Origin of the sequence: Kitasatospora sp. NPDC048239, assembly GCF_043202015.1 — a bacterium.
In the GTDB taxonomy this organism is placed as follows: Bacteria; Actinomycetota; Actinomycetes; order Streptomycetales; family Streptomycetaceae; genus Kitasatospora.
The window spans coordinates 107,532-120,409 of sequence record NZ_JBICZP010000004.1; the positions used below are offsets into that span (position 1 = coordinate 107,532).

Sequence of the window (12,878 nt, forward strand, 5' to 3'; positions counted from 1 at the left end):
CACCTGTGACCCCGCCGTCGCACGTGCCCACACCCGCGACCCCGCCGTCGCTCGTGCCCATGCCCGCCATCGAGGCCGGGAGGGCCTTCGCATGATCCTGCTGCTGTCGACGTCCGACACCGACCTGCTCAGTGCCCGCGCCGCCGAGGGGCCGGTCCGCTACCGCCTCGGCAACCCGGCCCGGCTGACCCCCGAGGACCTGCCCGCCCTGCTGGAGGGCACCGAGCTGGTCGTGGTCCGGCTGCTCGGCGGCCGCCGCGCCTGGCAGGAGGGCCTGGACGCGCTGCTGGCCGGCCCCCGCCCGGTCATCGTGCTGACCGGCGAGCAGGCCCCCGACGCCCAGCTGATGGAGCTGTCCACCGTCCCGGCCGGCATCGCCGCCGAGGCGCACGCCTACCTCGCCCACGGCGGCGCGGCCAACCTGGCCGAGCTGGGCGCCTTCCTCTCCGACACCGTGCTGCTCACCGGCCACGGCTTCGCCCCGCCGGCCTCCGCCCCCGCCTGGGGCCCGCTGGTCCGCGAGGCCCGGACGGCCGGGGGCCCGACCGTCGCGGTGCTCTACTACCGCGCCCACCACATGAGCGGCAACACCGCCTTCGTCGAGACCCTCTGCCGGGCGATCGAGGACCAGGGCGCGCAGGCGAAGGCCTACTACTGCGCCTCGCTGCGCGGCGCCGAGCCGGAGCTGTTGGCCGAGCTCGGCGCGGCCGACGCCCTGGTCACCACCGTGCTGGCGGCCGGCGGCACCCGCCCGGCCGACGCGCAGGCCGGCGGCGACGAGGAGGCCTGGGACGCGGGCGCGCTGGCCGCGCTGGACCGGCCGATCCTGCAGGCGCTCTGCCTCACCTGGTCGCGCGCCCAGTGGGAGGCCAGCGACGACGGCCTCTCCCCGCTGGACACCGCCACCCAGATCGCCGTGCCCGAGTTCGACGGCCGCCTGATCACCGTCCCGTTCTCCTTCAAGGAGCTGGACGAGGACGGCCTGACCGTCTACGCCGCCGACCCCGAGCGGGCCGCCCGGGTCGCCGGCACCGCCGTGCGGCACGCCCGGCTGCGCCACATCCCGGCCGCCGAGCGCCGGCTCGCGCTGGTGCTGTCCGCGTACCCGACCAAGCACGCCCGGGTCGGCAACGCGGTGGGCCTGGACACCCCGGCCAGCGCGATGCGCCTGCTGGAGCGCCTGCGCGCGGAGGGCATGGACCTCGGCTCGGACCTGCCGGGGCTGGACTCCGTGCCGGAGGGCAAGGACCTGCACGAGGGCGACGCGCTGATCCACGCGCTGATCGCGGCCGGCGGCTACGACCAGGACTGGCTCACCGAGGACCAGCTGGCCCGCAACCCGGTCCGGATCCCGGCCGCCGACTACCGCCGCTGGTACGCCACCCTCCCCGAGGCCCTGCGCACCCACGTCGAGGAGCACTGGGGCCCGGCACCCGGCGAGCTGTACGTGGACCGCTCGCAGAACCCGGACGGCGACATCGTGCTGGCCGCGATCCGTTCCGGGAACCTGCTGGTCCTGATCCAGCCCCCGCGCGGCTTCGGCGAGAACCCGGTCGCGATCTACCACGACCCGGACCTGCCGCCCTCCCACCACTACCTGGCCGCCTACCGCTGGATCGCGGCCGAGCAGGCCGACGGCGGCTTCGGCGCCGACGCGGTGATCCACCTCGGCAAGCACGGCAACCTGGAGTGGCTGCCCGGAAAGACCGCCGCGCTCTCGGCCGAGTGCGGCCCGGACGCCGTCCTCGGCGACCTGCCGCTGATCTACCCGTTCCTGGTCAACGACCCGGGCGAGGGCACCCAGGCCAAGCGCCGCGCCCACGCCACGCTGGTCGACCACCTCGTCCCGCCGATGGCCCGCGCCGACTCCTACGGGGACATCGCGCGCCTGGAGCAGCTGCTCGACGAGCACTCCAACATCGCCGCGATGGACCCGGCCAAGCTGCCCGCGATCCGCGCCCAGATCTGGACGCTGATCCAGGCCGCCAAGCTCGACCACGACCTCGGCCTGGACGAGCGCCCCGAGGACGACGGCTTCGACGACTTCCTGCTGCACGTCGACGGCTGGCTCTGCGAGATCAAGGACGCCCAGATCCGCGACGGCCTGCACGTCCTGGGCCAGGCCCCGGCCGGCACCGACCGGGTCAACATCGTGCTCGCCATCCTGCGCGCCCGGCAGATCTGGGGCGGCGTCAGCGCCCTGCCCGGCCTGCGCGAGGCACTCGGCCTGGACGAGGCCGCGCTGACCCTGGGCGCCACCGACGCCGCCGAGGCACAGGCCCGCGCCCTGGTCGAGGCGATGGAGGCCGAGGACTGGGCTCCGTCGGCGGTCGAGAAGGTCGCCGCCGGGCTGGCCCCGGCCGTCGCCGAGGTGCTCTCCTTCGCCGCCACCCAGGTCGTCCCGCGGCTGGCCGCCACCACCGACGAGCTGGACGCCGTGCTGCACGCGCTCGGCGGCGGTTTCGTCCCGGCCGGCCCGTCGGGCTCGCCGCTGCGCGGGCTGGTCAACGTGCTGCCGACCGGCCGCAACTTCTACTCCGTCGACCCGAAGGCCGTGCCGAGCAAGCTCGCCTGGGAGACCGGGCAGGCCCTTGCGGCGTCCCTGGTCGAGCGCTACCAGGCGGACAACGACGGCGCCTTCCCGCCCTCGGTCGGCCTCTCGCTCTGGGGCACCAGCGCGATGCGCACCGCCGGCGACGACATCGCCGAGGCCTTCGCCCTGCTGGGCGTGCGCCCGGTCTGGGACGAGGCCTCGCGCCGGGTCACCGGCCTGGAGGCGATCGGCCTGGAGGAGCTGGGCCGCCCGCGGATCGACGTCACGCTGCGCATCTCCGGCTTCTTCCGGGACGCCTTCCCGCACGTGGTCGCCCTGCTGGACGACGCGGTGCGCCTGGCCGCCGCCCAGGAGGAGCCCGCCGAGCGGAACTTCGTCCGGGCCCACGTCCAGGCCGACCTCGCCGTCCACGGCGACGAGCGCAAGGCCACCGTCCGGGTCTTCGGCTCCCGCCCGGGCACCTACGGCGCCGGCCTGCTCCAGCTGATCGACAGCCGCGACTGGCGCACCGACGCCGACCTCGCCGAGGTGTACACGGTCTGGGGCGGCTACGCCTACGGGCGCGGCCTGGACGGGCGCCCGGCGCGCGAGGAGATGGAGACCGCGTACAAGCGGATCACCGTGGCCGCGAAGAACACCGACACCCGCGAGCACGACATCGCGGACTCGGACGACTACTTCCAGTACCACGGCGGCATGGTCGCCACCGTCCGCGCGCTCACCGGCAAGGCCCCGACCGCCTACATCGGCGACTCGACCCGCCCGGAGACCGTCCGCACCCGCACCCTGACCGAGGAGGCGGCCCGGGTCTTCCGCGCCCGGGTGGTCAACCCGCGCTGGATCGAGGCGATGCGCCGCCACGGCTACAAGGGCGCCTTCGAGATGGCCGCGACCGTCGACTACCTGTTCGGCTACGACGCCACCACCGGCGTGGTCGCCGACTGGATGTACGAGAGGCTGACCCAGGAGTACGTCCTCGACCCGGTCAACCGCGAGTTCCTGGCCGGTGCCAACCCCTGGGCGCTGCACGGCATCAGCGAGCGGCTGCTGGAGGCGGCGAGCCGGGGACTGTGGGAGCAGCCGGACCCGGCCCTGATCGAGCAGCTCCAGGCCGCGTTCCTGGAGACCGAGGGCGACCTGGAGGGCGAGGAGGGCTGACGCCGGGGCCACGGGTCGACGCCCGGCCGCCCGGCCCGGTCCGCCCCGGCGAGGTCCGGACGGACCGGGCGGACCGGGCGGACCGGGCGGACCGGGCGGACCGGGCGGACCGGGCGGACCGGGCGGACCGGGCGGACCGGGCTGGACACGGCATCGCCCGTTCGGGTGACGCGGCAGCTGGTGGCATTCCCCGCCCAAGCGGACAATACGGGGCATGCCGCTGCGCCCCGCGCCTCCCCTCAGCACCTCCAGCCGGCCCGCGTCCCCGGCCGCCGCGCGCCGCTACCCCGCCCGGGTGGCGGCGCTCGCCGCCGGGGCGGTGCCGGTGCTCGCCTTCCCGGCCCCCGGGCTGGCCGCCCTGGCCTGGGTCGCCCTCGTCCCCGGACTGGTCCTGATGCAGCGGGCGCCCGGCGCACGGGAGGCGGCGGTCCGCGGCTGGTGGTTCGGCGCGGGCTTCATCCTGACCGCGATGTACTGGCTGATCCCGTCCATCGGACCGGCCCTGCCGGTGCTCGCCGTGCTCGTCGGCGCACTGCAGGCGGGGGTCGGGCTGGCGGTGTGGCGGCTGCTGCACCCGCCGCTGACCACCGGCCGGGCACTGGCGGCCCTGGTCGTCGTCCCCGCCGTCTGGCTGACCACCGAGTACGCCCGCTCCTGGCACGCCCTGGGCGGCCCGTGGGCACTGCTCGGCGCCACCCAGTGGCAGCACCCGGCCGTGCTCGCGCTGGCCTCGGCGGGCGGGATCTGGCTGGTCAGCGCCGCCGTCGTGGCCGTCAACACGGGTGTGCTGATCATGCTGACCGCCGCCGGCCGCCGCCCCCGTGCGCTCGCCGCCCTCGCCACCGTGCTGGTGCTGGCGGCCGGGCCGCTGCTGTTCGCCCTGCGGGCGGCCCCCGCACCCGCCGGGACGGCCGTCGTCGCCCTCGTCCAGCCCGGCGTCGTGGACGAGCCGCAGACCCGCTTCGACGCCAGTGCCGAGGCGACCGCCGCGCTGGCCGGCCGGCCGGTCGACCTGGTCGTCTGGGGCGAGAGCAGCACCACCGCGGACCTCGACCGCGACCCGGCGGCCCTGGCCCGGCTGAGCCGGCTGTCCGCCGCCACCGGCGCGATGGTCCTGGCCGGCGAGGACGCCCGCAAGGCCGACGGGCGGATCTCCAAGGACGCGGTGCTCGTCTCCCCGGCCGGCATCGTCGACCGCTACCGCAAGATCCGCCTGGTCCCGTTCGGCGAGTACATCCCGCTGCGCCCGCTGCTCGGCTGGATCGCCGGGGTCAGCAGGGCCGCGGGCGAGAACCGCGCCCCGGGGACGGCCTTCCACCCGCTGCCGGCCACCGGCCGCGGCGGCGACCCGCTGCCGGTCGGCGCCCTGATCTGCTTCGAGTCGGCGTTCCCCGACATGTCCCGGACGGCCGCGCGGGACGGCGCCCGGCTGCTGGTCTACCAGTCCTCGACCTCGACGTTCCAGCGCACCTGGGCGCCCGAGCAGCACGTCTCGCTCGCCGCGATCCGGGCCGCCGAGACCGGCCGCCCGGCCGTCCAGGCCTCGCTCACCGGCGTCTCGGCGGCCTTCGACGCCCAGGGCCGCGAGCTGGCCCGGCTCGGCACCGACCGGACCGGCGCGCTGACCGTCCGGCTGGCGCTCACCGAGCCGGGCGCGCTCACCTGGTACGACCGGGTCGGCGACGTGGTGCCGCTGGCGGCGCTGCTGGTCACGGCCGGCGCGGTGGTCGTCGCGGCCCGGCGCCGCCCCTGAGACGGGCCCTGGCACGTCCGCCCGCGGCCTCAGCCCTCGTGGCCGGCCGAGTAGAGGGCGAACGCAGCGCCGATCGGGTCGCGCAGGACGGCGACCCGCCGGCCGCCCGCCATCGAGACCGGCGGCAGCAGCACGTCGGCGCCGAGGTTCCCGGCCCGGAACGCCGACACGTCCACGTCCGCCACCGCGAAGTACGGCAGCCAGTGCGGCGGCACCTGCGGCGGGAAGCGCTCGTCCATCACCAGCATCCCGCCGAAGTCGAGGCCCGCCAGGCCCCACTGGGTGTAGACCTCGGACGGGTTGACCGTCCAGCCGAGGACCGCCGGGTAGAAGGCGGTGGCGCCCGCGGCATCCCGGGTGAGCAGCTCGACCCAGCCGAGCGCGCCGGGTGCGTTGAGCACCTCGGCACCGGCCAGGGAGCGCCCCTGCCAGAGCCCGAACACCGCGCCGGACGGGTCGGCGGCGATCACGAACCGGCCGAGGTCCAGCGCGTCCGTCGGCTCGACGAGGACGCTCCCGCCCGCCCCGCGGACCAGGGCGGCGGAGGCGTCCGCGTCGGCGACCGCGAAGGAGACCGTCCAGGCCGTCGGCTGGTCCTCCCCCATCAGCGGGGCGACGGCCGCGGCGATCGCCTGGTCCAGCCGCAGGTAGGTGTAGCCGCCGGCCTCGGGCCGTTCGTCGGTCTCGGCCCGCCAGCCGAACAGCTCGCCGTAGAACCGCTGGGCGCCCTGCGGGTCGGCGCTGCCGTGCTCGACCCAGCAGGGTCCGCCGACGGCCACTTCGTTGATCTTCATCCCTCGTACCCTCCTCGGTCGTTCAGCCGATTTCCAGGACCAGCTTGCCGCGCACGTGCCCGGACTCCACCAGCGCCAGCGCGTGGGCGGCGTGCGCCAGCGGATGGCGGCCGGTGATGTGCGGGTCCAGCGTGCCGGCGGCCACCATGGCGGCCAGCGCGGCGAGGCTCCCGGAGGTGGTGCTCCGGGTGATGTAGCGCCCGCCGAGCTCCGCGACGGTGTCCGGGTCCACGGTGCTGACCAGCTTCGAGCGGTCGGCGAGCGTCTCGGCGGCGGCCCGCAGGTCCTCGCCGCCGACCAGGTCGAGGATGCCGTCCACGCCGTCCGGCGCCGCCGCCCTGATCCGCTCCGCCACCCCGGCGCCGTAGCGCACCTGTACCGCGCCAAGCGACTCCACGTGGCCCCGGTTGGCGTCACTCGCCGTCCCGATCACCCGCAGGCCCCGGCTGCGGGCGATCTGCGCGGCGGCACTGCCGACCCCGCCGGCGATGCCGAGGATCAGCAGGGTCCGCCCGGAGCCGAGCCCGACGTCGCGGACCCCGTCGTCGGCGGCCGCGGCGGCCACCGGAAGCGCCGCCGCCTGGTCGAACCCGACCCCGGCGGGCTTGCGCGCGCTCTGGGCGGCGACCAGCAGGGCCTGCTCGGCGTAGGCGCCCGCCGCGGTGACCCCGAACACCTCGTCGCCCGGGGTGAACCCCTCGACGCCGGGGCCGATCCGCTCCACCACGCCCGCCGCCTCGGTGCCCAGCACGGCGGGCAGCTCGCGGCCCCGCCCGAGCAGCCCCCGGCGGATCTTCCAGTCGACGGGGTTCACCCCGGCCGCCCGGACGGCGATCCGCAGCTGTCCCGGCCCCGGATCAGGCGCCGGGCGGTCCAGGAACTCCTGAGTCTGGGGCCCGCCGTAGTCGACGAACCCGAACGCCTTGGACATCGTTGATCGCACTCCTCGGGTAGGCGGGCTGCACCCCCGCCCAGCATGCGGCCGCCCGCCGCCCTTGGCCCGCCGCCGCTGCGCCGAACGGACCAGGTCCTGTCCGGTCGGTCTTGGCGGATCAGCGCGCGGCTCCCCCGGCCTTCGGCCGGGAGGTACCCCAAGGGGCCGCGCCGCCTCCCCGGGGCCGGGCTCAGCCCCGGTTGTGGTCGCCGGTCCGGCCGTCGATCAGCTCGCGCAGGATGTCCAGGTGGCCGGCGTGCCGGGCGGTCTCCGTCGCCATGTGGATCAGCACCCAGCGCAGCGTCACCTCCTCGCCGAACCAGGACCGGCCGCGGTCCTCCAGGTCGAGCTCCTCGATCACCAGGTCGGCGGCGGCCCGCGCGCGGGCGTAGAAGGTCAGGATGTCGGCGGTCGACTCGTGCGGCGCGACCCGCAGGTCCGACTCCTCGTCCTCGTCCAGGTCGAACGGGAGCGGGCCGGTCTCCCGGCCGAACGTCTCGCAGAACCAGCCGAGTTCGACGCCGCCGAGGTGCTTGAGGAGCCCCAGCAGGTTCGTCCCGGACGGGGTTATCGGGCGCCGCAGCTGCTCGTCGTCCAGGCCTTCGAGCTTCCACAGCACCGCGTCCCGGTGCCGGTCGAGAGCCACGTACAGGCTCTCCTTCTCCCCACCCGTGAAGGGCACGCGCTTCGTCATGTCGCGGACCCTAACAGGCCGCCGGGCCGACGGGGCGGCCAACGCCCCATCGGCCCGGCCCAGTTCACCGCTCGGACCGCCCCCGCCCGGGGATCCGCCCCCGGGCGGTTCTTGAGCGGGCGTCAGATCAGGCCCTGCGCCAGCATCGCGTCCGCGACCAGTTCGAAGCCCGCGATGTTCGCGCCCACCACGTAGTTGCCCGGGCTGCCGTAGCGTTCGGCCGTGGCGTGGCAGGAGTCGTGGATGTGCCGCATGATCTCGGCGAGCCGCTGCTCGGAGTGCGCGAAGGTCCACGAGTCGCGCGAGGCGTTCTGCTGCATCTCCAGGGCGCTGGTGGCCACGCCGCCCGCGTTGGCCGCCTTGCCGGGGCCGAAGGCCACCCCGGCCTCCTGGAACACCCGCACGGCCTCCGGGGTGGTGGGCATGTTGGCCCCCTCGGCGACCGCCAGCACACCGTTCCGGACGAGGGCGAGCGCGTCCGGCCCGGTCAGCTCGTTCTGGGTCGCGCACGGCAGTGCGACATCGCAGGGCACGCCCCAGACGCCGGGGCCCTCGACGAACCGCACATGGGAGCCGCGCAGCTGCGCGTAGTCGGAGACCCGGCCGCGGCGGACCTCCTTGACCTCCTTGAGCAGGGCGAGGTCGATGCCCTTCTCGTCCACCACGTAGCCGGTGGAGTCGGAGCAGGTGAGCACGGTCGCACCGAGCTGCTGCGCCTTCTCGATCGCGTAGACGGCGACGTTGCCGGAGCCGGACACCGCCACCCGCCGCCCGTCCAGGCTGTCGCCGCGGCTGCGCAGCATCTCGGCGGTGAACAGCACGCATCCGTACCCGGTCGCCTCGGTCCGCACCTGCGCGCCGCCCCAGCCGAGGCCCTTGCCGGTGAGGACCCCGGACTCGTAGCGGTTGGTGATCCGCTTGTACTGCCCGAAGAGGTAGCCGATCTCGCGGCCGCCGACGCCGATGTCCCCGGCGGGGACGTCGGTGTACTCGCCCAGGTGGCGGTGGAGTTCGGTCATGAAGGACTGGCAGAACCGCATGATCTCGGCGTCCGAGCGGCCCTTCGGGTCGAAGTCGGCGCCGCCCTTTCCGCCGCCGATCGACATGCCGGTCAGGGCGTTCTTGAAGATCTGCTCGAAGCCGAGGAACTTCACGATGCCGAGGTTGACCGACGGGTGGAACCGCAGCCCGCCCTTGTAGGGGCCGAGGACGCTGCTGAACTCCACCCGGAAGCCGCGGTTGACGTGGATGCCGCCGCGGTCGTCCGACCACGGCACCCGGAAGATCAGCTGGCGCTCGGGCTCGCAGATCCGCTCGATGATCCGGGCGTCGACGAGCTCGGGCCGGCGGGCCAGCACCGGGCCGAGGGTCTCCAGGACCTCGCGCACCGCCTGGTGGAACTCCTGCTCGCCCTGGTTGCGGCGGAGCACCTCGGTGTAGAGCGACTCGATGAGCTGGACCTCGGTCGCGCTGGGCGCGGAGGAACGGGGGGTGGCCGGCATCTGATCAGGACCTTTCGTGGTCGAGTGATCGGCAGGTACGGGGAGAGCTGCGGCACAGATAAGTCTTGCAGTGTTAACAGCAGATTTCCGGCGGCATCCACCATCTGAAACTTCGTCGGGCGATTCCCCGGCGCCCGGGCGGGCGGTGGGAACACCGGGTGGGGCGGTGGTGTTCCAAGCGCCTGGTGGGACGGGCGGGGCCGGCGAAGGTCACATCCGACCCCTGTTGTTCAAATTGGAACTACCTAGTACGGTCGACAACCGATCCACCACCCAGTAACGGAGGCCCGCCCATGCCGCAGTCCGCCACGGCGCAGCCCGGCACCGCCACGGTGCGCTCGCGTGTGCGCATCCCGCTGACCTTCCCGGACGGCTTCCGCGCCGAGGCCGAGGTGTCCACCTTCCACGGCCTGGACGACGGCGCCGAGCACCTGGCGCTCGCCTTCGGCACCGTCCGCGAGGGCGCGACGCCGCTGGTGCGGCTGCACTCGGAGTGCCTGACCGGCGACGTGTTCGGCTCCGACCGGTGCGACTGCGGGCCGCAGCTGCGCGAGTCGGTGGAGCGGATCTCCGAGGCCGGCGGCTACCTGCTCTACCTGCGCCAGGAGGGCCGGGGCATCGGCCTCTACAACAAGCTCGACGCGTACGCCCTGCAGGACTCCGGCCTGGACACCTACGACGCCAACACCGCGCTCGGGCTGCCCGAGGACGGCCGGGACTACACCGCCGCCGCCCAGATGCTCACCGCCCTCGGCGCCACCGGCATCGACCTGCTCAGCAACAACCCGGACAAGGCCGCCCAGCTGGCCGGCCTCGGCATCACCGTCGAGCGCCGGGTGCCGACCGGCGTGCACCTGTCCGCGAGCAACGTCCGCTACCTCCAGGCGAAGGTGGAGCGCACCGGCCACTCGATCGAGCTGTCCCGGCTGGTCGGCTGAGCGGGGCGGCGGGCCTCAGCTGATGCCGCCGGGCGGGCGGGAGCGCATCCTGGGAAGGACTTCGCAGCGTTCCTGGAGGAGGCCATGCCGACGCAGTACCTGCCGGTCGCGGTGGTGGGGGCCGGCCCGTACGGGCTCGCCACCGCGGCCCATCTGAAGGCGCGGGGTGCGGCCCTGCGGGTGTTCGGGGAGCCGATGGACGGCTGGCGCACCCACATGCCGGCCGGGATGTTCCTGAAGTCCACACCGCGGGCGTCGAGCATCTCCGACCCCGCCGAGCGGCACCGGTTGGCGGACTTTCGCAGGTGGCGAGGCCTTCCGCCGATCAACGACCGCTACCCCGTGCCGATCGCGGAGTTCATCGACTACGGCGAGTGGTTCCAGCAGTCCTGCGTCCCCGAGGTGGAGCGGTCCGCCGTCCGGCACATCGGCTACGACCGCGGTGTCTTCCGGCTGCGGCTGGACACCGGCGAGGAGGTCGCGAGCCGCGCCGCGGTGCTCGCGACGGGCCTGCGGCCCTTCGCCCACGTGCCCGCGGAGCTGGCGGCGGCACGGGAGGCGGGCCTCGCCTCGCACCCCGCCGAACACGCGGACCTCGGCGTCTTCGCCGGTCGCCGGGTGGCGGTGATCGGCGCCGGGCAGTCGGCCCTGGAGAGCGCGGCCCTGCTGCACGAGGCGGGGGCCGACACGACGCTGCTGGCGCGCACGGACCGCCTGCTGTTCGGCAGCGCGCCCGAGGCGGGCCTGCCGGGCGCGCGCCCGCTGGCGGCCCGGGCCCGGCACCCCGGCTCCGACCTCGGCCCCGGGTGGAACCTGCTCAGCTACTGCCGGGCCCCCTGGGCCTTCCGCCACCTCCCGGACGGCGTCCGCGCCCAGCGGGTCCGGACCGTCCTGGGGCCGGCCGGCGCGTGGTGGCTGCGGGAGCGGGTGGAGGGCTCGGGCATCCTGCTGCTCACCGGGCACACCGTGGAGTCCGCCCGGGAGAACGGGGGATCGGTACGGCTGCGGATCCGCGGCCGCACCGGGGAGCTGGAGGTCGACCACGTCCTGGCGGCCACCGGCTACCGGGTGGACGTCGATCGCCTCGACGTGCTCGACCAGGGCCTGCGGCGGGCGGTGCGGACGGCGCAGGGCGCGCCCCGGCTGTCGAACGGGTTCGAGTCCTCCGTCCCCGGGCTGTACTTCACCGGGCTGGCCGCGGCGAACAGCTTCGGCCCGGTGCTGCGCTTCGTCTGCGGCACGGGCTTCGCGGCCCGCCGGGTCTCAGCCGCGCTGGTCGGCGGTCCGCGCGCCTGACGGCCGGGCCGCCGCCGCCACCGCGCAGCGGATCCGGCGGGCGGCGTACAGGGCGGCGCGGCCGCCGAACCGGGCTGCCTCGGCGGCGGCGGGCGCGGGATCGTCCGGGCAGAGCCAGGCCCGCTCGGTGCCGCGCTGCGGCGCCACGCCGCACGGCAGGCGGCGCCGGCGCCAGGCGGAGGAGCCGGCCGAGAGCAGGTCGAGCTGGCCGACGGTGTAGCCGCGGGCCAGTTGCGGCCCGCGCGGTACCGGGCGGCCGGTGAGCGACAGGTGCAGGGCGCGCACCACGTCGACGCCGTCCGCCGTCTCGAACAGCCGGAACTGGGCGCCCGTGCGCGGGTTGAAGTCGACCAGCTTGTAGCGGCCGTCCCGCAGGTCGAGGCGCCAGTCGAGGTCGGCGATCCCCTGGTAGCCGATCCGCCGGCAGAACCGCTCGGCCAGTTCGGCCAGTTCGGGGTTGGCGACGGCGCGGGCCCGTGTGGTGACACCGGCCTCGGGGGGCCAGGAGCGCAGCTTGACGCCGGTGAAGAGGACCAGCGGTGCGCCGCCGGGGCCGCAGGTCAGATGGGTGAACCAGTCCTGGGCCTGGTCGGCGGGCAGGTACTCCTGGGCGAGTACCGCGAGCGGCGGGCCGCCCGGCGGGCAGAGCTCCAGCAGCCGGGCCTCGTCGCGGACGACGGTGGTGTGGCCGACCACGGGGCGTTCCAGCCGGGTGAACGGCTCGCGGTTCTTCAGGACCAGCGGGTAGCCGAACCGGCCGGCGGCGGCCCGCAGTTCGGTGCAGTCGGCGGGCGCGCAGGCGCCCGGGGTGGGCGTGCCGGTGGCGTTGCAGAGCCGGTACAGGCCGACCTTGTCGGCGAGCCTGCGGGGCAGGCCGGGCTCCACCTGGGGCAGCAGGAGGTCCGCGGAGAGCTCCGCGGCGTGCTCGGCGAGCAGGACCGCCGCCTCGTCGTCGGTGGCCACCGCCACGGCGCGCCGCCCGGTGCGCCGTAGGACCTCGCCGGCCGCCTCCCGCAGGGCGGCGACCAGCCGCTCCGGCGGCTCGCAGCCGGTGGTGGGGCGGACGATCGCCCCGGCGAGGTAGCGGGAGACGGCGGTGGGGGTGAACCGGTCCTCGACCATCGCGTAGACCGGGACGCCGAGCCGGCCGAGCGTGCGCGCGGCGCCGACGGCGCTGTGCGACTGCGGGTAGTGGCCGACCTTCACCAGCAGGGCCGGAACGGTGCGGTCCGCATCGGGACGGCTGTGTGCCATG

9 protein-coding genes are annotated in these 12,878 nt (G+C 75.3%); 4 read left to right on the forward strand and 5 right to left on the reverse strand.

Annotated elements, in window-relative coordinates; translation table 11 throughout:
• Positions 1 to 91 precede the first annotated feature (91 nt).
• Both cobN and lnt read left to right on the forward strand, forming a co-directional pair.
• The gene (cobN, locus tag ACGFZP_RS11820; protein ID WP_392931199.1) at positions 92 to 3,712 is read left to right on the forward strand and encodes a cobaltochelatase subunit CobN; all 3,621 of its coding nucleotides are present in this window, start codon (positions 92 to 94) and stop codon (positions 3,710 to 3,712) included.
• A 214-nt stretch (positions 3,713 to 3,926) separates the two neighbouring features.
• Entirely contained in the window at positions 3,927 to 5,465 is a 1,539-nt protein-coding gene (gene lnt, locus ACGFZP_RS11825; protein WP_392931201.1) for an apolipoprotein N-acyltransferase, read from the forward strand.
• 29 nt (positions 5,466 to 5,494) lie between these two features.
• Here lnt and ACGFZP_RS11830 read toward each other — a convergent pair whose 3' ends face one another.
• The 4 genes from ACGFZP_RS11830 to gdhA form a co-directional block, all read right to left on the reverse strand.
• On the reverse strand, positions 5,495 to 6,259 hold the full coding sequence (locus ACGFZP_RS11830) for a VOC family protein (protein ID WP_392931203.1): 765 nt from the start codon (positions 6,257 to 6,259) through the stop codon (positions 5,495 to 5,497).
• A gap of 22 nt (positions 6,260 to 6,281) precedes the next feature.
• Positions 6,282 to 7,190 (reverse strand): NADP-dependent oxidoreductase, encoded by a 909-nt coding sequence (locus ACGFZP_RS11835; RefSeq protein WP_392931205.1) that lies wholly within the window; start codon positions 7,188 to 7,190, stop codon positions 6,282 to 6,284.
• Positions 7,191 to 7,383: 193 nt separating this feature from the next.
• Positions 7,384 to 7,887, reverse strand: coding sequence for a DinB family protein (locus ACGFZP_RS11840; protein ID WP_392931206.1), 504 nt, complete (start codon positions 7,885 to 7,887; stop codon positions 7,384 to 7,386).
• Between the two features lie 122 nt (positions 7,888 to 8,009).
• The gene (gene gdhA, locus ACGFZP_RS11845; RefSeq protein WP_392931207.1) at positions 8,010 to 9,389 is read right to left on the reverse strand and encodes an NADP-specific glutamate dehydrogenase; all 1,380 of its coding nucleotides are present in this window, start codon (positions 9,387 to 9,389) and stop codon (positions 8,010 to 8,012) included.
• A gap of 293 nt (positions 9,390 to 9,682) precedes the next feature.
• Here gdhA and ribA point away from each other — a divergent pair, with 293 nt between their 5' ends.
• The gene (gene ribA / locus ACGFZP_RS11850; protein WP_392931209.1) at positions 9,683 to 10,327 is read left to right on the forward strand and encodes a GTP cyclohydrolase II; all 645 of its coding nucleotides are present in this window, start codon (positions 9,683 to 9,685) and stop codon (positions 10,325 to 10,327) included.
• An 84-nt stretch (positions 10,328 to 10,411) separates the two neighbouring features.
• On the forward strand, positions 10,412 to 11,623 hold the full coding sequence (locus ACGFZP_RS11855; protein WP_392931211.1) for an FAD-dependent oxidoreductase: 1,212 nt from the start codon (positions 10,412 to 10,414) through the stop codon (positions 11,621 to 11,623).
• Here the strand turns inward: ACGFZP_RS11855 and ACGFZP_RS11860 are convergent.
• On the reverse strand, positions 11,591 to 12,877 hold the full coding sequence (locus ACGFZP_RS11860; protein ID WP_392931212.1) for an ATP-grasp domain-containing protein: 1,287 nt from the start codon (positions 12,875 to 12,877) through the stop codon (positions 11,591 to 11,593). The two genes, ACGFZP_RS11855 and ACGFZP_RS11860, sit on opposite strands and share 33 nt — an antisense overlap.
• Between the last annotated feature and the right edge of the window lies 1 nt (position 12,878).